At 61.6% G+C, this 21,972-nt stretch carries 16 protein-coding genes; 15 read left to right on the top strand and 1 reads right to left on the bottom strand.

Going from position 1 to position 21,972, the window contains the following annotated elements:
• Positions 1-102 precede the first annotated feature (102 nt).
• The 10 genes from ACTQZK_RS08900 (at position 103) to ACTQZK_RS08855 (ending at position 13,435) form a co-directional block, all read left to right on the top strand.
• Complete coding sequence (locus tag ACTQZK_RS08900; RefSeq protein WP_225749519.1) at positions 103-1,812, top strand: polysaccharide biosynthesis protein; 1,710 nt, start codon at positions 103-105, stop codon at positions 1,810-1,812.
• A 197-nt stretch (positions 1,813-2,009) separates the two neighbouring features.
• Positions 2,010-3,074: an N-acetyl-gamma-glutamyl-phosphate reductase gene (gene argC / locus ACTQZK_RS08895; RefSeq protein WP_114567631.1), complete on the top strand. Its 1,065-nt coding sequence runs from the start codon at positions 2,010-2,012 to the stop codon at positions 3,072-3,074.
• A 32-nt stretch (positions 3,075-3,106) separates the two neighbouring features.
• On the top strand, positions 3,107-4,438 hold the full coding sequence (gene argJ / locus ACTQZK_RS08890) for a bifunctional glutamate N-acetyltransferase/amino-acid acetyltransferase ArgJ (RefSeq protein ID WP_216528841.1): 1,332 nt from the start codon (positions 3,107-3,109) through the stop codon (positions 4,436-4,438).
• A complete protein-coding gene (gene argB, locus ACTQZK_RS08885; protein WP_114567629.1) occupies positions 4,435-5,412 on the top strand; it encodes an acetylglutamate kinase in 978 nt (325 codons plus the stop codon). Before argJ ends, argB begins: the two co-directional genes overlap by 4 nt.
• A gap of 10 nt (positions 5,413-5,422) precedes the next feature.
• Positions 5,423-6,700 (top strand): aminotransferase class III-fold pyridoxal phosphate-dependent enzyme, encoded by a 1,278-nt coding sequence (locus tag ACTQZK_RS08880; protein WP_441899405.1) that lies wholly within the window; start codon positions 5,423-5,425, stop codon positions 6,698-6,700.
• A 255-nt stretch (positions 6,701-6,955) separates the two neighbouring features.
• A complete protein-coding gene (locus ACTQZK_RS08875; RefSeq protein ID WP_009305040.1) occupies positions 6,956-7,384 on the top strand; it encodes an arginine repressor in 429 nt (142 codons plus the stop codon).
• A gap of 260 nt (positions 7,385-7,644) precedes the next feature.
• A complete protein-coding gene (locus ACTQZK_RS08870; protein WP_441899403.1) occupies positions 7,645-8,973 on the top strand; it encodes an argininosuccinate synthase in 1,329 nt (442 codons plus the stop codon).
• Between the two features lie 81 nt (positions 8,974-9,054).
• Entirely contained in the window at positions 9,055-10,443 is a 1,389-nt protein-coding gene (argH, locus tag ACTQZK_RS08865; RefSeq protein WP_441899402.1) for an argininosuccinate lyase, read from the top strand.
• Positions 10,444-10,621: 178 nt separating this feature from the next.
• Entirely contained in the window at positions 10,622-12,862 is a 2,241-nt protein-coding gene (locus ACTQZK_RS08860) for a transglycosylase domain-containing protein (protein ID WP_216528845.1), read from the top strand.
• A gap of 69 nt (positions 12,863-12,931) precedes the next feature.
• On the top strand, positions 12,932-13,435 hold the full coding sequence (locus ACTQZK_RS08855) for a hypothetical protein (RefSeq protein ID WP_216528846.1): 504 nt from the start codon (positions 12,932-12,934) through the stop codon (positions 13,433-13,435).
• A 107-nt stretch (positions 13,436-13,542) separates the two neighbouring features.
• Here the strand turns inward: ACTQZK_RS08855 and ACTQZK_RS08850 are convergent, their stop codons facing one another.
• Positions 13,543-15,714 carry a transglycosylase domain-containing protein gene (locus ACTQZK_RS08850; protein ID WP_216528847.1) on the bottom strand — a complete coding sequence of 724 codons (2,172 nt, stop codon included), beginning with the start codon at positions 15,712-15,714 and terminating at the stop codon, positions 13,543-13,545.
• A 132-nt stretch (positions 15,715-15,846) separates the two neighbouring features.
• Between ACTQZK_RS08850 and ACTQZK_RS08845 the strand changes: the two genes are divergently transcribed.
• The 5 genes from ACTQZK_RS08845 (at position 15,847) to ACTQZK_RS08825 (ending at position 21,554) form a co-directional block, all read left to right on the top strand.
• Positions 15,847-18,321, top strand: coding sequence for a DUF3656 domain-containing U32 family peptidase (locus ACTQZK_RS08845; RefSeq protein ID WP_441899399.1), 2,475 nt, complete (start codon positions 15,847-15,849; stop codon positions 18,319-18,321).
• 75 nt (positions 18,322-18,396) lie between these two features.
• A complete protein-coding gene (gene tyrS / locus ACTQZK_RS08840) occupies positions 18,397-19,608 on the top strand; it encodes a tyrosine--tRNA ligase (RefSeq protein ID WP_441899397.1) in 1,212 nt (403 codons plus the stop codon).
• Between the two features lie 122 nt (positions 19,609-19,730).
• Positions 19,731-20,162: a hypothetical protein gene (locus ACTQZK_RS08835; RefSeq protein ID WP_441899395.1), complete on the top strand. Its 432-nt coding sequence runs from the start codon at positions 19,731-19,733 to the stop codon at positions 20,160-20,162.
• Positions 20,163-20,181: 19 nt separating this feature from the next.
• Entirely contained in the window at positions 20,182-20,673 is a 492-nt protein-coding gene (locus tag ACTQZK_RS08830) for an RNA polymerase sigma factor (RefSeq protein WP_441899393.1), read from the top strand.
• The gene (locus ACTQZK_RS08825; RefSeq protein WP_441899392.1) at positions 20,670-21,554 is read left to right on the top strand and encodes an anti-sigma-I factor RsgI family protein; all 885 of its coding nucleotides are present in this window, start codon (positions 20,670-20,672) and stop codon (positions 21,552-21,554) included. Before ACTQZK_RS08830 ends, ACTQZK_RS08825 begins: the two co-directional genes overlap by 4 nt.
• The last annotated feature ends 418 nt before the right edge of the window (positions 21,555-21,972 follow it).

Raw genomic sequence — 21,972 nt, 5'->3', positions numbered from 1 at the left:
CTGCTACTGCTCGACATAGTTACAACATACGCCGCGTATTGGCTGGCATCTCTTCTCACCGATGTGGAAGGCGAGGTCTTCGTTAACAACGAGATCTACTTTATGCTGGGCATCTTGGCCATCATAAACGTTGTTGTGCTGGGAATGTTCCGCCTCTACAGCAACTTATGGGAGTATGCCAGCGTTGACGAGGCCATCCAGATCGTCTTGGCCGTGGTGCTTTCCACGTTGGGCGGTGCCGTGTTTCTTTGGGTCATCGACGTGCGCCTTCCCATACGCGTGTTCTTCGTGGCCTGTTTTCTGCTCATATTCTTCATGGGGGGCATTCGCTTCCTCTTCCGCGTCATGCGGCAGAAAGGCCGCGCGCTCGCCTCGGCGCAGCGCACGTGCGATCGCCCCCGGACGCTCGTGGTGGGCGCAGGCGAAACCGGCTCTCTGGCCATCGGCCGCATGGCCTCGATGGATCCGCTCATGCCCGGCATTCCGCTGGTGGCCACCGACGACGACCGCTCCAAGCGAGGCAGCCGCATCCATGGCGTGAAGGTGGAGGGCACTACCGACGACATCGTTGCGCTGGTTGACAAGTACGACATCCGGCAGATCGTCGTGGCCATTCCGTCGTCGACGCCCGAGGAGCGCAAGCGCATTTACGGCGAATGCACGAAAACCGATTGCAAGCTGCGCACGCTGCCGAACGTGCGCGAGCTTTCGCTTGACGAGATCGGCGACGTCACCTTGCGCGACGTCGATGTGGCCGACCTGCTCGGCCGCGAGGAGATCGTGCTCAACACGCGAGCCGTGTCGGGCTACATCGCGGGCGAGACCGTGCTTGTCACGGGCGGTGGCGGCTCCATCGGCAGCGAGTTGTGCCGTCAGCTGTGCAAGGTGGCTCCTGCGCGCATCGTCATCTTCGACATTTACGAAAACGATGCGTACATGCTGCGCAACGAGCTGCTGTCCGAGTACGACGACATCGAAGTGGTTATCGAAATCGGAAGCGTATGCGAAGAAACGCGCATCGACGAGGTGTTCTCGAAGTACCGCCCTGCCGCGGTGTTTCATGCGGCCGCCCACAAGCACGTTCCCTTGATGGAGTCGTGCCCGCGCGAGGCCCTGCGCAACAACGTGTTCGGAACGCTCAACACCGTGCGCGCAGCCGATGCTTACGGCGCCGCCCGCTTCATCTTCATCTCCACCGACAAGGCGGTGAACCCCACCAGCGTCATGGGAGCCACCAAGCGCATGGGCGAAATGGTGGTCCAGTATTACGCACGCACGTCGAAGACCATCTTCTCGGCAGTTCGTTTCGGTAACGTCCTTGGCAGCAACGGCAGCGTCATCCCGGTGTTCCAGCGCCAGATAGCCGCGGGCGGGCCGGTTACGGTCACGCATCCTGAAATCGAGCGGTTCTTCATGACCATTCCGGAAGCCTCGCGTCTGGTCATCCAGGCTGGCGGCATGGCCCATGGCGGCGAGATCTTCATTCTTGATATGGGGGAGCCGGTCAAGATCGTCGACTTGGCGAAGGGCCTTATTCAGCTGCAGGGGCTCACGCCCGACGTGGACGTCAAAATCGTGTTCACGGGCCTGCGCGAAGGCGAGAAGATGTACGAAGAGCTGTTGATGGACGAAGAGAGCACGCTTCCCACCGACAACCAATCCATCATGATCTCTACCGGTCAGGACATCAGCTACAACGAGGTGGCGGCGAAGCTCGATGAGCTGAAGGTTGCTTTGGGTAAAAGCGACGAAGAAGCGGTGGCCATTCTGGAAAGCGCCGTGCCCACGTACCGCCACACGCCGAATAAGTAGCAGGGCAGCTGGAGTGTTTTCGAGCAGCTGCTCTGCTGCTCGTGTATCCTTTTCATTTCCATGCTTGTCAAACGGCCAGATCTTTTTTAGGATGGTCTCCGGTATTGAATCGCTTCTGTTTTGTGCAACCGCACAAAACAAGCGAGCCGAAACGTCGAGCCTGCGGTGCGGGCATACGGAAGACGGAGGGGATCGACATGGCGATCGCAACGGGAATCGTTGGAGCGGCCGGATTCGCAGGCATTGAGCTGACGAGGCTCATTTTACGTCACCCCGAGTTCGAACTGCGCGTGGTCACGTCCAACGAATTGGCCGGCTCGTCCGTCGCTTCCGAGTATCCCGGGTTCACCGGAGCTACCGATCTTGCGTTCTCCACGCACGATGATCCTGCGCTCGACGCATGCGACCTCGTGTTTCTTGCCGTGCCGCACACTGCGGCCATGGCCATGGCGCCGCGCCTTGTTGAGCGCGGGGCAACGGTGGTCGATCTTTCGGCTGATTTCCGTTTGAAGGATCCTGCGGTTTACGAGCAGTGGTATGCAACGCCCCATACGCAGACCGACTTGCTTGCGCGGGCTGCTTTCGGCCTGCCTGAGCTGTTCCCCGACGATCTTGCCCGTGCGGCTGTCGACCGGGCGGAAGGCAAGGGCGTGCTGGTCGCGTGCGCGGGCTGCTATCCTACGGCCACGTCGCTTGCGGCTGCGCCTGCGGTGCGCGCAGGGCTTGCCGCCGATGGCGCGCCGGTGGTGGTTGATGCTATTTCGGGCGTGACCGGCGCTGGCAAGAAGGCTTCCGCCCGTACGCACTTCTGCTTTGCGGACGAGAACCTGGAGGCGTACGGCGTCGCCACGCATCGTCACACGCCCGAGATCGAGCAGATCCTTGGCATGGACGGGCGGCTCGTGTTCACGCCGCACCTTGCGCCACTCAACCGGGGACTGCTTTCGACCGTCAACATTCCGCTTGCTGCCGATGTCGCCGACGATGCAGCCGCCGTCCTCGATCGTTACCGCGTGTTTTACCGCGATGCCCCGTTCGTGCAGGTGCTTGACGCCGGCTTGATGCCCAAGACATCGTCGGTCGCGGGCACGAACTATGCCCATATCGGGCTTGCCGTCAATGAGCGCGCGCGTATGCTCATTGCGGTATGCGCTATCGACAACCTGGCGAAAGGCGCGGCTGGGCAGGCCGTGCAGTGCGCGAACGCGGTATGGGGAATACCCCAGACCTGCGGTCTTGAACCGATTGCCGTTCCGGTGTGATTCCCGTCGACCCTCACGAGAAAGAGGCTGTTATGACGCACCAGACCAATTCGCCGACATCGGCCACGGGCGATTCCGTGGCGCCTTTGCGCCCGGTTTCCGCGCCATTCGGCGCGACGGTGCCTCCGCCGGTCGAGGGCGGCGGCGTGACGTCCGCGCGCGGATTTCGAGCAGCCGGCGTGCATGCGGGCTTCCGCAAGGAGGTCGGTCGCTTGGATCTTGCGCTGGTCGCTGCCGACCAGCCGTGCGCCTGCGCCGCCGCATTCACGAAAAACGTGTTCTGCTCGGCTCCGGTCACGGTATCGCGCCGACACCTCGACGGCGTGGGCTACGGCACGGCGCGCGCGGTGGTGGTGAACTCGGGAAATGCGAACGCGGCAACGGGCGCTATTGGTCTTGAAGCTGCGGAAGAGACGGCTCGCCTTGCCGGCGACGCCGTGGGCTGCCCTGCTGACGAGGTGCTGGTGGCCTCCACTGGCGTTATCGGCGTGCACCTGCCCCTGGCTCCGTTCGGGACCGGCTTGCCCCAAGCAGTCGGCCAGCTTTCAGCGGAAGGCGGCGCCCAGGCGGCTCGCGCCATCATGACGACCGACACGCGGCCTAAGGAAGCCGCCGTCACGTTTTCGGGCGACGGCGTTGGCTACGACGGCTGCACGTTCACGGTGGGCGGCATGGCGAAGGGCTCCGGCATGATCATGCCGAACATGGCCACGATGATCGCCGTCATCACGACGGACGCGCCCATCGCGTCCAATGCGCTCCATGACGCGCTCGTTCGCGCGGTCGACGTCAGCTTCAACAAGGTGACGGTCGATTCCGACACGTCGACGAACGATTCGTGCTTCCTGTTCGCAAGCGGCGAGGCTGCACCGCAGGGCGCGCCGTCGTTCGATCCGTCCGGCTTGGCGTTCGCGCGCTTCGAGCAGGCGCTTCATGCGGTTTGCCAAAACCTTGCTCGCGCGATGGCTGCAGACGGCGAAGGGGCAACGCGTCTGGTCACGGTTAACGTGTCCGGTGCTGCGACCGACCAAGATGCTGACGCGGCGGCCCGCGCCGTGGCCAATTCGCCGCTGGTCAAGACGGCCGTGTTCGGTCACGACGCCAACTGGGGCCGCATTGCGGCGGCCATCGGGAAAAGCGGCGCCGCGTTTCGCCAGGAAGACGCTGCAATCGACATCATGGGCATGCCTGTGTGCCGGGGCGGCTTGACCGTCGCGTTCGATGAGGACGAGGCTTTGCGCCGGTTCGAGGAGGCCGAGATCGTCATCGACGTAGACCTCGGCGCAGGAAATTCGGAAACTACGGTTTGGACGTGCGACTTCACGCACGACTACATTACGATCAACGGAGATTACCGCTCATGAAATACGCGAAGGATACACGCCCCAAGGGCGCATCAACCAAGGCTGCCGAAGTCCTCGTCGAGGCGCTGCCGTGGATTAAGAACATTACAGGTAAAACCGTTGTCATCAAGTACGGCGGCTCCGCTATGGTCGACGGGCGGCTGCGCGCCGACGTCATGAACGATATCGTGCTGCTGAAGATCGTCGGCGTGAATCCCGTTATCGTGCACGGCGGCGGCAAGGCTATCACCGAAGCCATGGACCTCATGCAGTTTCCCGTGGAGTTTCGGGAAGGCCAGCGCGTCACCACGCCCGAGGCCATGGACCTGGTGCGCACGGTGCTCATGGGCAAGGTGAACCAGGAGCTTGTCGAGGCGTTGAACGAGCATGGCAACTTCGCCGTAGGCGTGAGCGGCGCCGATGCGGGCGTCATCGTAGCCGAGCAGGCTTCACCGGAACTGGGCCGCGTGGGCCGCATCACGCGCATCAACCGTCCTCTTCTGGACGACCTCGTAAGCGCTGATTACATTCCCGTGGTGGCCTCGGTGGCCCTTGGCGAGGACGGCGGCTTCTACAACGTGAACGCCGACATGGTCGCCGGTCATATAGCTGCGGCCATCGGCGCGCACAAGGTGGTGTTCCTCACCGACGTGGACGGCCTGTACGAGAACTTCGAGAATAAAGATTCGCTCATCTCGAACCTGACGCTGTTCGAGGCGCAGTACATGGTTGAGAACAATATCGTGTCCACGGGCATGATACCCAAGCTCAAGTCCTGCATTCACGCGCTGGATGCCGGCGTGTTCCGCGCGCACATCCTGAACGGGACAACTCCGCATTCTTTGCTGCTGGAGCTTTTGACCAGCACCGGCGTGGGAACCACCATGCATTCCACCGAGGAGGCATGCGCGTTCGATTCGCATCCGCTGGGTAACTTCGCTTCCAAGCTTTTGGAGAATCGCCAGGCAGCCAACGCGGTATCGTCGAACGGTTAGGAGCGCAATCATGGGCTTTCAAGAAGAACAGCAGCTGGAATCCGATTTCGTCATGGGAACGTATGCGCGCAAGCCTGTAGAGCTTGTACGCGGTTCGGGCATGCGGGTTGAAGACGCGCAGGGACGTTCGTACCTCGATTTCGTCTCCGGCGTAGGCGCGGTCAGCCTGGGGCATTGCCATCCGGCTCTCGTGTCGGCGCTCGAAGAGCAGGCCCGGTCGTTGATTCACGTGAGCAACTACTACTACATCGAGCATCGCGGGGAAGCGGCGCGCATGGTGTCCGACCTTCTGAACGCTTGCGTCCCCGAAGAGCTCCGCGCGCCGTGGAAGAGCTTCTTCTCCAATTCGGGCGCCGAGGCGAACGAGTGCGCGTTCAAGCTGGCCCGCCTGCATGCGAAGAAGCGCGCCCGCGCTGCCGTTTTGGCTTCCGGTGCCGACGAAGCGGCGGCGCATGCCGCCGCCGAGGCCGCACCGCGCATCATCGTCACGCTCGATCGCAGTTTCCACGGGCGAACGCTTGCCACGTTGGCGGCAACGGCCCAGCCTGCGAAGCAGGAGGCGTTTCAGCCTTTGCCCGACGGGTTCGTGCGAACCCCTCTCAACGACGTCGAAGCGCTGGAAGCCTTGTTCGCAAGCCAGGGCGATGCGATTTGCGCGGTCATGGTGGAGTGCGTTCAGGGGGAAAGCGGCGTGCATCCGTGCACGACGGAATTCCTGCAAGCTGTTCGTCGCCTTACCGAAGAGCGCGGCGCCCTGTTCATGTGCGATGAGATCCAGTGCGGCATCTACCGTTGCGGAACGCACCCGTTCGGCTTCCAGCACTTCGGCGTGGTTCCCGATATCGTGACCATTGCGAAGGGCGTCGCGTCGGGCGTTCCCATGGGCATGTGCGCTGCCCGTGCGGAAGTGGCGGCCTCTTTCGGGGCAGGGGATCACGGATCCACGTTCGGCGGCAGCTGTTTGGCGGTTGCCGCTGCCGAGGCCACGCTCAGTACGCTGGCAAGCGAAGGCGCAGCTCAAAACGTCGAGCGGGTGGGCGCGTACCTGCGCGCGATGCTCGAAGGGCTTCCGCACGTGGTCGAGGTGCGCGGCCTGGGGCTGATGGTTGCCGCAGACCTTGAAGAGCACGTGAACGCGTCCGACGTCGTTTCCGCGGGGCTTGACAAGGGGTTGCTGCTCAACTGCACCGGCCCGCATACGCTTCGCTTCCTGCCTCCGCTCGTATGCACGGAAGCCGATGTCGATACGCTGGGGGAGCGCTTGCGCGACATCTTGAGTTCGTACTAGAAAAGACACGTCTTGGGACGAGTCGGTCCTGGGGCGCCTCGGTGCGGGCTGCACGCACGTGCGTGGTATTCGCGTGCAGCTCGCTTACCGGAAAAGTTTCGAGACTTTTGAAATTCTGGGCTAGAAAAGCCGAATTATGAGGTACTATTTAATGCATATTTTCGCTGAGTGTTTCGCAATTTTGCATACCTCATGCGAGAATGAATGAGCGGAATTGTATGTGATCGTTCTCGAGGAACAGAGGGTATCGCAGGCATGAGGAAGCGGCAACAACGGCATGACATTATTCGCGACATCATTCGCGAGCACAATGTCAAGACGCAGCGAGATCTCGCAAATCAGCTGCAGGCCGCTGGCTATGAGTGCACTCAGGCTACGATATCCCGCGACATCATGGACATGGGTCTGGTGAAGTCGCGCGAGGGCTATTACGTTCTCCCTGAGGAGATGCGACTCCAGCGTATGGTTTCCGAATTGGTCGAAGAGGTACACGTGGCAGGCAACATGGTCGTAGTCAAGACGTTTTCCGGCGGAGCTGCCGGCGTCTCTGCTGCGCTCGATAAGGCCAGCCTGCGCGGTGCTCTGGGAACAGTGGCAGGCGACAACACGATCATGATCGCAGCGGAAAGCCCCGAGGCTGCCGTTGAAGTTGAGCGCGCCATCGACCGACTGCGACGACGTTAGTCGTCTACTTTCTTTTGCGGGAGACGCTTTTCCTCCCCACCTTCACCCCAAGCTTAGTATAAGCACCCGCATCCAAGTCGCCCGGCTTGGCTGTGCCGCAGCGAAAAGCCGCGGTGCATGTACGGATCACGTGCGCTCGATTTTCCTCGACGCCTTCCTTGGCATACCTCCTTTCGGTTGAAGGGGGTGGCTTTCTGTACCTGCATTGCGAAACGGGCATGAAATCAGGTACAAGCCATCAAAGGAAGGAACACATAATCATGGCTGATCAGAAGGATAAAGTTGTACTTGCTTATTCGGGCGGGCTGGATACGTCGTGCTGCATCAAGTGGCTTCAAGTGGAAAAGAACCTCGACGTCATCGCAGTGGTGGGCGACGTGGGGCAAGAGCACGAAGGCCTCGAAAAGATCAAGCAGAAAGCGCTCAAATCGGGCGCGCTCGAATGTATCGTGGTGGACATGCGGCAGACGTTCGTTCAGGAGTACCTGAGCAAGGCGTTAGCCGCCAACGCGATGTATGAGAACAAGTACCCGCTGGTCTCCGCTTTGTCGCGGCCTCTGATATCCAAGCATCTCGTGGACGCAGCCCATGCGTTCGGCGCGAAGTACATTGCGCACGGCTGCACGGGCAAGGGCAATGATCAAGTGCGCTTCGAGGCCAGCATCACGATGCTCGATCCCGACCTCGAGATTCTGTCCCCGGTGCGCGAATGGGATCTGAAGACCCGCCCCGAGGAAATGGAATGGGCCCAGCAGCATGGCATCGAGGTGCCCACCACCAAAAAATCCCCGTACTCCATCGACGACAACCTGTGGGGCCGGGCAATTGAGTGCGGCGTGCTCGAAGACCCGTGGGCGGAACCCCCGGCGGACATCTATGCCATGACCGCTGACCCCGTCGAGGCCCCTGACGAGCCGCAGTACGTCGAGATCGAGTTCATGCGCGGTTTGCCGTACATGCTCGACGGCAACCAGAAAAGCTTCCTCGGCATCATATACGCGTTGAACGAGATTGCGGGAAAGCACGGCTACGGTCGCATCGACATGATCGAGAACCGGCTGGTCGGCGTGAAGAGCCGGGAGTGCTATGAGGTGCCAGGTGCCCTGTCGCTCATTCAGGCGCACAAAGCGCTCGAAGACCTGGTGCTCGAGCGCGAAGTGCTGCACTTCAAGCTGGGCATGGAGCAGGCGTGGGCGAAGTGCGTGTACAACGGCCAGTGGTTCTCGCCCCTCAAGGAAGCCATCGACGCGTTCCTGCTCAACACGCAGCGTTGCCTGTGCGGTACCGTTCGGCTCAAGTTCTACAAGGGATCCTGCACGGTGGTCGGCCGGAGAAGCTCGTATTCGCTTTACGATTACGCGCTGGCAACCTACGACGCCGATGATGTGTTCGATCACGAGGCCGCCAAGGGCTTCATCCAGCTCAACACGCTGTCTGCGAAGACCTGGGCCTCGAATCGCCGGAAGGAAGGCGCTCCGGCCGAGCTGTTCGACGCCGAAAAGCAGGAGGGCCCTTTGACCAAGGGCAAGTACGAAGACGTGACCCCCATTTGGAAGCAGGTGGTCGCCGCCGAAGCCGAGCTGGCGTAGGCGCGCAGGTGTTCGGGCGGGGCGTTGCGGACGCCCGCCCGACGCGCGGAACTGAAACGATACGATAAAAGGGACGGTACCATGGCACTTTGGTCGGGTAGATTCACCCAGGACGTGAGCGAGTTCACGCAGCGGTTCGGAGCATCGCTGCCGGTTGACAAGGCGCTGTACGCGCAGGACATAGCAGGATCGCAGGCCCATGCGCGCATGCTCGCGAAAACGGGCGTCATCTCCAATGATGACGCGGCCGCGATCGTCGACGGCCTTGATCGCATCAAGGCGCGCATCGATGCGGGGACGTTCGAGTTCAATATCAACGACGAGGACATTCACATGTCCGTAGAGCGTGCGCTTATCGCCGACATAGGGGACGCGGGCGCCCGCCTGCATACCGGGCGCAGCCGCAATGACCAGGTGGCAACCGACACGCGCCTGTTCGCGAAGCAGCGGTGCACGCAGCTTATGGAGGCGAACGTCATGCTGCGCAAGGCGCTCATCGCGCAGGCGGAGGAACACTTCGACGTCATTCTTCCCGGCTACACGCACCTGCAGCATGCGCAGCCCGTGCTGTTCTCCCATCACATGCTGGCATACGTATGGATGCTCACGCGAGACTTCGAGCGCTTGGCGGCCGCTCGTCGCGCAGCGGATGCCAGCCCGCTGGGGTCCGCTGCTCTCGCGGGAACCACCTACCCGCTTGATCGGCAAATGACGGCAGATGACCTGGGATTTTCGAACGTGATCCCCAATTCTCTCGATGCGGTGTCCGATCGCGACTTTCTTCTGGATCTTTCGTACGCGTGCAGCGTTTCGTGCATGCACCTGTCGCGCTTGTGCGAAGAGATCGTGCTGTGGTCCACCTCCGAGTTCGATTTCATCGAGCTTTCGGATGCGTTTTCTACGGGCTCGTCCATCATGCCGCAGAAGAAGAACCCTGATTTCGCGGAGCTCATTCGCGGGAAAACGGGTCGCGTGGTGGGGGACCTGGTCGCGCTGCTCGTCACCATGAAGGCTTTGCCGCTGGCGTACAACAAGGACCTCCAGGAAGACAAGGAAGGTGCCATCGACGCGGCAAAAACCCTCGAGGACTGCCTGGTGTGCGCAGCCGGCATGATCGAGACCATGGAGGTGAAGCCGGCCTCGATGCTCTCTCAAGCGAAGAAGGGCTATCTGGCGGCTACGGACGTGGCTGATTATCTGGCTAAGAAAGGCTTGCCGTTCAGAAACGCCCACGCGGTGGTTGGCCACTTGGTTTTGACGTGCGAACAGCGCGGATGCGACCTGAGCGATCTGTCGATCGAAGACTTCAAAGCAGCAAGCGACCTGTTCGAAGACGATATCGTGAACGAGCTTGACCTGGCAAGCATCGTTTCCGCGCGCATCACCGAAGGCGGAACCGGAGGCAGCGCCGTGCGGGTGCAGCTGGAGCAAGCGAAGAGCGCGCTCGCTGCCGACGAGGCGTCTCTGTAGCTGTTTCGCTCCAAGGCGCATCCTTCGCAAAACGCTGGGCAACATGACCGCCCGGTCGGTACTTTTACGTTCCGACCGGGCGTTTTGCGTTATGCCCTTTTTCCAACAAGTTTATGTTGATTCATGGGGAGCCATGTCCCGATGATACAATTGGGCGAAGTTTTCTGGGAGGTGTCACGTGGCTTCACGTTCGATAAAAAACAGGCCGAGCATTAAAAAGAAGCATCCATCCATTGGCCTTTTGGTGATATTCACCGTGCTCGTTGCCGTCGTAACCGCTGGCGGCGTAGGTATATATGCGCTCGGAACGTCGTGGATCGGCGATTTGACTACGTATGACGTATCGCAGGTCGAGGACCTGAACGTTTCTCATCCGTCCGAAATGTACGCGAGCGACGAGACCACGCAGCTGGCGAAGCTGCAGCTGGAGAACCGCGACCCGGTTTCCTCGCTCGACGCGATCAGCCCGTACGTGGTGAAGGGCACGGTTGCCACCGAGGACGAGCGCTTCTACGAGCATGGCGGCTTTGATCTTTGGGGCATCATGCGCGCGGCCGTGGTGACGTTGACCGGCTCTGGCCGCGAAGGCGCGTCCACCATCACGCAGCAGTTCGTCCGCAACACCATCCTGTCCGACGAGATGACCGAGATCTCGCTCAAGCGCAAGGTGCGCGAGATGTACCTGTCCGTCAAGCTGGAAGAGGTGTACAGCAAGGACCAGATCCTGCTCATGTACCTCAACACCATCAACTACGGCAACGCTACCTACGGCATCGAGGCTGCGGCGGAGCGCTACTTCTCGAAGAACGCGGCCGACCTGACGCTGGCGGAATCAGCCGCGCTCGTCGGCATTCCCCAGTCGCCCACGTACAACGAACCGATCAACAACCTGGATAACTGCGTGTCTCGACGCAACGTCGTGCTTGACCGCATGCTTTCGAACGGGGTCATCACCCAGGAGGAATGCGATGCGGCGAAGGCCGAGGAGCTTATTCTCAACCAAACCGTACCCACGAACGATGGCATCCTGGCCTACCAGTACTTCACCAGCTACGCCATCGACAAGCTTAAAGAGACGTACAGCGTAGCCGAGATCTTCGCCGGCGGCCTTACCATCGTCACGACGCTCGACGTGTCTGCGCAGCAGGCCGCCGAAGCCGCCATCGAGGAGAAGGAGCAGAGGCTCGGCGGCACGATCCAAGGGGCTTTGGTTGCCGTCGATCCCAACACCGGTCATGTGAAGGCGCTGGTAGGGGGTCGTGGTGACAGCGAATTGAACCTCGCAACGGGCAAGGGCACGAACCCGACGAATCCCGGTCGCCCCTGCGGTTCCACGTTCAAGACGTTTACGCTCATTGCGGCGCTCGAGGCGGGGATCAATCCGAAGACCATGGTGGACTGCACGTCTCCGGCCGTTATACCTGATGCCGGCTATCCTGCGAGCAACCCGCTGAACAACATCAACAATCAAAGCTTCGGCAACATCTCCATGCAGAAGGCGTTTGCGAAGTCATCGAACACAGGCTTTGTGCGCTTGGAGATGGCGGTCGGCATCGACAAGGTTATCAACACTGCGAAGAACATGGGCATCACCTCGCCGCTGAACCCGGTAGGTTCGCTGACGCTGGGCCAGCAAAACGTGACGGTTCTCGACTTGGCGAAGTCGTATGCTCCCATCGCGAACGGCGGTACGAAGTACGATGCGCAGCCTATCTTGCGGATTTCCGACAAGAACGGCAATATCATTGCCGACAACTCGGCTCCTGGAGGCGAGCGCGTCATGTCTCCTGAAGTGGCGAAGGCAACAACCGATGTGATGAAGACCGTGGTTACCGATCCTGAGGGCACGGGCGGTAACGCTCGGTTGGCGAACGGCCAGGAAGTAGCTGCGAAAACCGGTACGTCGAGCGATTACAAGGACATCACGTTCTGCGGCATCACCCCGCAGCTGTCGGTGGCTATCTGGTTCGGCGATCCTTCCAACGTGGAGGAAATCCCCGTGAGCGTAAGCGCAGGGGACGTATTCGCCAACTTCATGGACCAGGTGCTCGAAGGTCAGCCGGCCGAGAAGTTCCCGACGGCCAGCGATCCCAAGTACCTGCCGTCGTACTCCGATTCCAAGTATCATATTGGCGGAGCTTACGGCAGCGAGACGAAGGAAAAGGAAGAGGACGAGTCGAAGGAAGAGGAGAAGCCCTCTACCGGCACGGGCGACACCAAGCCCAAGCCTACGCCCACGCCCGATCCTACCCCCGACCCTACGCCCACGCCCGATCCGAAGCCCGATCCCGATCCGAAACCCGACCCGGAGCCTGATCCGAAACCGGATCCAAAGCCCCAGGCCGCCGCTGTTTCGATGCGCGTAGATGCGTGGATCAGGCAACCGTTCGGGTACGAGCATTTGCTGTATGCGGTGTAGCGGTTTTAAGACCGACGAAAACCGCTACGATACGATAACGACGATTCAATGCAGGAAAGCAGGTAGATAATGAAACGATCGAGATCCGCCCGAGTGCTCGTTGCTTTGTTCGCGGGCGTGCTCATGGTGTTCGCTTTGGGCGGTTGCGCGCAGCAGGATTCTGCGGCCGCTCAGCAGCAGTCCCAGAACCGTCAGTACATGACCCAGGTGAACCAGGTTATGGAGGATCTGAAAAGCAGGCTGGACAGCTTCACCGACGCGGTGTCGCGCGGCGACGTAGTGGGCATGCGCGCTCAGGCCGACAATGCGTTCAAGGCGATCGATTCGCTGGGCAAGCTTGAAGTTCCCGACGACCTGAAGGACATCCAGCAGGAATACGTCGACGGAGCGAACGGCTTGAAGGATGCGCTGAACTCGTACATCGACCTGTACACCGAAATCGACAGCGCAACGGAAGCCCAGCCTTTCGATTGGTCTACGTACGCGGACCGCGTCGCGCAGATCAAGCAGCAGTACGATGACGGCATCGGCAAGCTGCAGTCGGGCGACAACAAGGCATCGGAAAAGAACTAAGCAAAAGGAACCAAGCAAGAGACGGGGTCAACGGCCCGTTTTCGACCGCAGGTCGGAACGCAAGCCGTTGACCCCGTCTTGTATTGTCCTTGCGGCGCTTCGCCGTTCTAAGGTTTAGGTCCAAGCGACACGATGATGACTACTTGCCCGTCTCGTACGCTTTGGCTTATGACGATGCCTGCGGGCACGGTGTCGGAATACTCTTCGAGATAGCCTGCAGGGTAGCCCTCGAGGATGGATGCGGCTTCCGAAAGCGTGCGTCCTACGGTGCTGGGGGCCGAGCGCAGATCGCGCCGATCGTCCTTGTCGTCCTCGTCCTTGTTCAACTGCGACTCAAGCTTGTTCTTCTGGGCGGTGTTGTACGGGTTGTTGTACGCAGGATCTTGCATCGAGACGAAGTGCTCGATAGCCTGCCCCTCGGTCGCGCGGTCCATGAAGTCTTTCCAAAGCGCGTTGCAGGTGATGCCCCGATCGGTTGCGATGGCGCCTGCCGGATTGCCGATCCAGGTGGATACCGAGAGGGCGGGCGTGTAGCCGACCAGCCAATGGTCGGCGAAGTCGCTCGAAGTGCCGGTCTTTCCGGCAACGGGTTGGCCGCTGTAGAGCCGCGCATTGTTCGCGGTGCCCTCGCCGGTCTCGAATACGGTGCGCAGCACTTTCGTGGTTGCTGCCGTCACGCGTTCGTCCAGCACGCGTTCGCTCGTGTCGGGAGCTTCGTATATCACCTGACCGTTGCGGTCGAGGATTTTCGTCACCACCACAGGGGCGCGCTTGATCCCGCCCGACGCCAGCGTTGCGTAGGCGGTTGCCATGTCAAGGGGCGTAACGTCGGCGGCGCCCAGCGTTGTGGAATACACGGTGGTCATCGGCGATGCGACCCCCAAGCGGGCAGCCATCTCGGTGGTGGACGATTGCCCGATGGCTTCCGAAAGGCGCAGGTAGCCGGTGTTCGAGGAGATGGCGGTGGCGCTCTGGATGCTGCGAATCCCGTAGTTGTAGCCGTCGAAGTTCTCGAACTCGTGGCTCTGCCCGTCAATGACATGCGTCATGGGGGACGTGCAGTCCACGAGCGTTTGCGGGGATACGCCCTGCTCGATGGCGGCGGCTAGCGTGAACGCCTTGAACGTCGATCCCGCCTGGCGTCCCGATCCGCCCGTTCCGGTTGCAAGGTTCACCTTGCTCGTATCGTAATCGCTGCCGCCCACCATAGCCTTTACCTGGCCTGTTTGCGCTTCGATAGCAACAAGCGATGCCTCTAGGTCGGCATCCATCCGCTCGCGCTGCGCACTGCAGGCGGCTTCTGCTTTGTCTTGCAAGCTCGGGTTGATGGAGGTGTAGACGGTCAAACCGCCCTTGAACAGGTCCGCGTACGAGCACCCGTACGGATTGTTCTCGGATAGCAGAAGGTCTCGCACATAGCTGGTGAAGTAATGGTAGGCGTAGATGCCGTCGGCGGGAGCGTCCGGAGCAAGGCTGAGTCCCAGCTCTGCGCTTGTTGCCGCCTCGTACTCGTCCCGCGTGATGTCTCCTGCAGAAAGCATGCGGTCGAGCACGACGTTTCGCCGCTCCAGGCATGCCTCGGGGTGCTCCTTGGGATTGAGGTACGTGGGGGATTGGGGTATGCCGATGAGCGTGGCAGCTTGGGTGAGCGTGAGGTCGGCGGCCGACGTTTGAAAGTAGTTCCGCGCTGCCGCTTCGATGCCGTAGCATCCGTCTCCGTAGTTGATGGTGTTAAGGTACATGAGCAGGATTTCGTCCTTGGAGAATCGTTTCTCCAGATTGACGGCCAGTTCGGCTTCCCGAATCTTGCGTTCGAAAGAAATCTCATGAGCTTCTTGCGTCAGCACGGTGTTCCGAACAAGCTGCTGGGTGATGGTGGACGCCCCCTCCAGCTTTCCGCCGCGCAGGTTGTTGACGAGGGCGCGCGCGATGCCCGGAAAATCAACGCCGTCGTGTTCGTAGAATCGCACGTCTTCCGTGTCTACGGTGCCTTTTAAGACGTATGGGCTTATTTGGCTCAGTTCGATAGGGTCGCGCTTTTCCAGCTGGAATTCGGCGAGGACCGTCTGACCGTCGTCGGCGAACATGACGGATTCCTGCGCGTGGCTGGTGAAGTCGGTGTCTTCGATGGATGGGAGATCTTCCGTCCACTGGTTCATGACGTTGAGCATTCCTCGTACGCCCCAGAAGGCGACGAAGCACAGGGCCGCTGTGGTCAGAAGAAGCAGCCATTGCACCGCATGGGTGCGCTTTTCACGCTGTTTTCGGCGTATTTTCATCGTTCGACTATACTACCATAGCGCTATAGCTGAATCGCTGAGTGACAGAGGGGCGGGGGATCGCGATGCAGCGCGTCTGGTTTGACGCAGCGCCCTCCCGTTGAATTTCATTATATATAGGTAAGGATTGCCATGCTTCACGATGTCGAACTGCTCGCTCCGGCCGGAAACGCTGCCGCGCTTCATGCTGCCGTTCGCGGCGGCGCCGATGCGGTGTACCTCGGACTCGACTCTTTCAATGCTCGGCGCGGCGCCGACAACTTCACGATGGAGACGTTCGCCGAGGCGTGCGATTACGCTCACCTGCGCGGCGTCAGCGTGTACGTGACGTTCAACACGGCCGTGCTGCCTTCCGAATTGCCCCGCGCGCTCGAGACGGTTCGCCAGGCATACCGCGCCGGGGCCGACGCGTTCATCGTGCAGGATATCGGCGTGGCGGCTGAGGTGTCCCGCGCATTGCCGGAGGCGCGCCTGCATATTTCCACGCAGATGAACACGCATAACGCTGCGGGCATAGAGGCGGCGGCTCGTTTGGGCGCGCGTCGCGTGACGCTTGCTCGCGAGCTGTCCCTTGCCGAGATCGCGCATTTGGCCGAGGTTGCGCATGGCTTCGACATGGACGTAGAAACGTTCGCACATGGTGCGCTGTGCGTGTGCTATTCGGGCCAGTGCTTCATGTCGTCGCTCATCGGAGGCCGCTCGGCAAACCGAGGCATGTGCGCGCAGGCGTGCCGCTTGCCGTACGAGCTGCGTAACAAAGCGCTGCGCAAAAGCCTGCCCTCGCCGGGCGACCACCTGCTTTCCCCGCAGGACCTGTGCGCTGTGGATTTGTTGCCTGAACTGGTGCAGGCGGGCGTCGCTTCGTTCAAGATCGAGGGCCGCATGAAATCGCCCGAGTACGTGTTCGCGGTCACCAGCGTGTATCGGGCCGTGCTCGATCGGGTGCTCGCCTGGCGTGCGCAGGGTTGCGTGGGGGAGGCCCCTCGTGCGAACGACGACGAGCAGCGTGCGCTTGCCGAAGCGTTCTCGCGCGGTTTCACCACCGCGTACCTTGAGGGCGAGCGCGGCAATGACATCATGAGCTACGGGCGCCCCAACAATCGAGGCGTATTCGTCGGGCGCGTTGCTTCCGCCAAGGGCGGCGTGGCAACCGTTGCCGCCGAGCGCGAGCTCGTCCGCGGCGACGTCCTGGAGTTTTGGACGAACAAAGGCCATTTCGCGTACACGCTCGATTCCGTCGAGCTTGATCGCGAAGGAAACGTGCGCGTGTCGCCGGAGCGTCCGGTGGGCAAGGGCGATCGCGTGTTTCGCGTGCGCAGCGCCGCCGCAGCTTTCGAAGATGATGCGTTCGAGCCGCGCGTGCCGATCGTCGGGCGCGCCGTGCTGAAGATAGGCGAGCCGCTGCGCGTCGAGTTCTCGCTTGCGCCTCAGGCTGCCGCGCGCACGTCCGCTGCGTCGGAAGCTCTTGCCGTTGCGGAAGGCGAAGTGGTGGAGGCTGCGCGCACGAAGCCCGTTTCCGCAGACGACGTGCGGGCTCACATCGACCGACTCGGCCAAACGCCGTTTACGATCGAACGACTGGATATCGATTTGGACGACGGCGTGGGAGTGGGCTTCTCCCAGCTGCATCGCGTGCGCGCCGCAGCTTTGGACGAACTGGTCGACCTGCTGCTCGAAGGCGATTGCAACCGCGCGCTTCCGCGCGTGGCGGTGCGCGAAACCCCGCAGCCGGCCAGGCCGAAGGGGCTTCGCATTGCGGCATGGGCTACGAACCCCGCATGCGCTCGTGCCGCGAAGCGTGCAGGGGCGGATATCATCTACGTGCCCGCTTTGCATTACAAGCGCGGCGAAGCCGTCGTTGCCGGCCAGCGATCGCAAACGGCCGAGCAAGCCGGCTATCCGAAGCAGGCCGTCGTGGCCCTTCCCACCATCGAGCATGACCTTGTGCCCGGTACGCGCGAGATGGCGCTCGACTTCGACGCTTGGCGCTACGTCAAGCCCGGCAAGCCCGTTCTTGTTGAAAACCTGGGAGCGCTTGTGCGCGCGGTCGAACTTGGAGCTCAGGTGGAAGTCGGCCCGCACATTCCCGTGACGAACGAGCTTTCGCTTGCCACGGCCGCCAATCTAGGAGCTCAGCGCGTGTGGCTGTCTCCCGAGCTGACCTTGGGCCAGATCGCCGACCTGGCGGAGGATTCCCCTGTTGAGCTGGGTCTTACAGTGATAGGCTCCCAAGAGCTCATGGTGACCGAGCATTGCCTGCTTATGAGCCAAGGTCCGTGCGACCAGGATTGCGATGCGTGCCCTCGTCGCAAAAGCCCCCATTACCTGCGCGATCGGAAAGATTTCGAGTTCCCCGTGGTCACCGATGCCCTCGGGCGCACTCACCTGTACAACGCAGTGCAGCTTGACGTGGTCCACGCGCTGCCCGACTTGATAAGCGCCGGTCTGACCGCGCTCATGGTCGACACCACGCTCATGAACGTGGAGCAGACAACCCAGGCGGTGGCTCGCGTCGTCCGTGCGCGCAACGTCGCCAACTCAAGCGGCAGCGCAATCGCGAAAACGCCGGGAACGACAAGCGGTCATCTGTTCCGGGGGGTTTCGTAGCGCTTCGGGCTCGATCGGGCTTTCCCAATGTGTGCTAGAATCGCAACTTACGTAGAGGCAAAGAAAGAGGAAACGATGCTATCCGCTGAAGAACAACTGCACATCATCGCTTCCGGCACCGCGAAGATCGTGCCGGAAAGCGCGCTGCTCGAAAAGCTCAAGCGCGGCACGCCGCTCAACATCAAGCTGGGCGTCGACCCTACGGCTCCCGATATCCATCTGGGCCATGCGGTTCCGCTGCGCAAGCTGCGCCAGTTCCAGGACCTCGGTCACGGCGTCACGCTCATCATCGGCGATGGCACGGCGCTTATCGGCGATCCGTCGGGCCGTAACTCCACGCGTCCGCAGCTCACGTCCGATCAGATCAAGGTGAACGCTCAAACGTACGTTGACCAGGCGTTCAAAATCCTCGATCCCGAGAAGACCACGCTGCGCTACAACTCCGAATGGCTGCTCTCCCTCAACATGGAGGGCTTGCTCAAGGTGGCCAGTAACTTCACGGTGGCCCGTATTCTCGAGCGCGACGATTTCCATAACCGCTACACGGGCAACCAGCCCATCAGCCTGCACGAGTTCCTCTACCCCGTCATGCAGGCTTACGACTCGGTGGTCATCAAGGCCGACGTCGAGCTGGGCGGCACCGACCAGCTGTTCAACCTGTTGGCTGGTCGCGAGCTCATGGAGAAGATGGGCATGGAGCCGCAGGTGTGCCTGACGCTTCCGCTGCTCGAAGGCACCGACGGCGTGCAGAAGATGTCGAAGAGCTACGGCAACTACATCGGCCTGACCGACGAGCCTGCCGACATGTTCGGCAAGGTCATGTCGATTCCCGACGAGCTCATGATCAAGTACCACCGTCTGGCCTCCGCCTTCTCGGTCGACGAGATCGACGCGATCGAGCGCGGCTTGGCTGCCGATGAGCTGCATCCTAATAAGGTGAAGCGCGCGCTTGCTCGCAACATCGTGGAAGCGTACTACGACCAGGCGGCTGCCACGGCGGCTGAAGAGCAGTTCGACCTCGTGTTCAAGCAGCACGCGGTGCCCGACGATATCCCTGAGTACGCCGCTGACTTGACGCCGAACGAAGACGGCTTCGTGTACCTGGCGAAGCTTATCGCCGATGCCGGCTTGGCGGCGAGCGCCGGCGAGGCTCGGCGCCTGATCGACGGCGGCGGCGTCAAGGTGAACGGCGAAGCATTGCCGCCGAAGTCCTACAACGTGGAGCCGACTGCAATCGAAGGCGCGGTGCTGCAAGTGGGCAAGCGCAAGTTCGTGAAGCTGGTCTAATCGCAGAGGCGGCCTTCGGGTCGCCTCTGTTGCATTTTTTTCAAAACTCTTGCAAGGATGCCCGTCGCTCGTTCGTGTTGTATATGAAGGAAGCACGAACGAACAATCAGGAGGACCGATCCATGAAGAAGAAAACCATCGCCATCGTCGCCGTCATCGCGCTGGTGGCGCTTGCGGTGCCCGCCGTCGCGTTCGCGAATGCGATGCCCCATGCTTGGATGGGGCTGGGGCAAAGCGCGCGCGTGCAGCCCGTGCTTGCCGACCAGGCGGCAAACGCGGCGCGCGGGGGCTACGTCGACGCCGATCAGGACGGGGTTTGCGACAACCGTGCCGACGGTCGCAGCGCGGGTTCCGGCTACGTCGACGCTGACGGCGACGGCGTCTGCGACAATTGGGCCGACGGTCGCGGCACGGGTTCCGGCTACGTTGATGCCAACGGCGACGGGGTCTGCGACAACCGCGGTTCCGCGGGGTACGGCCAGGGTCAGGGCCAAGGACAGGGCCAGGGCAAGGGCTTCGGTCCGGGTCGCGGAGCCGGTTGCCAGCGCGGCTAAAGGCCGACTTGTTCACGCGATGAGGCCGGGCGCAGACATCGAGCGGGCTATAGAGGCTCACGGCGACGCCGTATGGCGCGTGTGCGGCCTCTATTTCCGCGCGCACGCCGATGCCCAGGACGCATTCCAGGACACGTTCATGAAGTACGCCCTTGCCGATAACGCAGCGTTCGAGAACGAGGAGCATCGCAAAGCCTGGCTCATTCGCGTGTCAGCTAATGTATGCAGAGACATGCTGAAAGCCGCCGCCCGTCGCAACGTTTCGTTCGATGCCGGTGCGACGTCCCCGCATCCCGTGTCGACGGATCCTGCGGTTCAGCCGGCTTCTTTCGAGAGCGAGGTGGCCGACGCCATGAGGTCGCTCGACGATCCGCCGCGCACGCCTTTGTACCTCTCGCTCTATGAAGGATACACCGCGCCTGAAATCGCCCGCATGGTCGACGCGCCCGTCAACACCGTCTACTCGTGGATCGCGCGCGGCAAGCAGCAGTTGAAGGAGGTCTTGTCATGAGCGATCTCGATCAGCGCGTTCGAGAGGCCTTCGACGAGGTCAAGGCTCCTGAATCCGTGAAGAGCCAAACGCTTGCCTGCATAGAGGCGGCTCGCTGCGCCGCCGAGGCTTCCGTTTCCGCGCCGGTGGCGCAGTCTTTCGAAAAAGCGCCTTCGCCGCGCTCCCGCTTCCGGGCTCATGGCGTCCGCAGGGTGGCGGCTCTTGCGGCGTGCCTCGTGCTGGCGGTCGTGTGCCTGAGCGGATACCGCCTGTACACGGAGCCTACGGCGTACGTGGGCATAGACGTCAACCCGTCCATCGAGCTTTCCGTCAACCGATTCGGGCTGGTCGTGGAAGCGGAAGCGCTCAACGAGGACGGTCGTGCCGTCTTGGATTCGGTCTCGCTCGAGAATCGTCCGTACGATGCGGCGCTCAAAGCGCTGACGGAAAGCGAGGGCTTCGCTCCCTACGTGCAGGAGACGTCCTTTGTCGAAGTCAGCGTCACCTCGGACGACAGCCAGCAAGCCGAGAGCCTTCGAGCTGAAAGCGATGCCCAGTTGGCGGCGCTGCCGTGCGCGGGCACCTGCGCCGTCGTCAGCGAAGGCGAACGAGAGGCGGCAGCCGACGCGGGCATGGGGGTCGGCCGGTACCGCGCGGCTCTCGAACTGATGGAGTACGATCCTAGCGTTACGCTCGAAGCGTGCTCGAAGATGAGCATGCGCGAGCTTCGCGACCGCATCGAAGCGTGCTCCCACCCCGATGAAGAGACGACCTCCGGTGGCAAAGGCGAAGGCCATGGGCCATCCGGCGGGGGACGGTTCGGGCAGGGAGCCTCTGCGGGGTCTGGGAACGGAATGGGCCGGGGGCAGGGAGAGGGCGCGGGCGCGGGCGCTTCCGGATAAGAGCGTTTTGCACGGCCCAGATGGGGTTGCGGGCCAGTTGTGTGCAAAGTTCACAACTTGATAATCCGTGACCTGGGGTTTTGCAAATTACCGCCCAAAATATGCCGCAAATTCGAAATTTACCATTGCGTTACTTAGAACTTACCGGTAATATACAACTCCCGCGTTTGAGGGAAGCGCGAATCGCCGAAAGGCGATAGGGAAAACAAACCCTCCCGCAAACGGCAAGATGCCGAGCGGAGGGCCCGCAAGCGGGTCCGCGAGAACCTTGAAAACCGGATACTGAGAAGCAGAACAAGCGAGAAATAAAGCCAAGTGAACGGATCCGCATGAGACGGACCCCGGCCGGCCGCGGACCCCTCGGGGGAGCGGGCGGCGGGAAACCAAGATCGAACGCGGCAGCGATGCCGCACTCTTT

It is taken from the genome of Paraeggerthella sp. LCP19S3_G8 (genome assembly GCF_052119225.1).
GTDB lineage: Bacteria > Actinomycetota > Coriobacteriia > Coriobacteriales > Eggerthellaceae > Paraeggerthella > Paraeggerthella hominis.
This window is presented reverse-complemented; position numbering and strand designations above follow the sequence as displayed.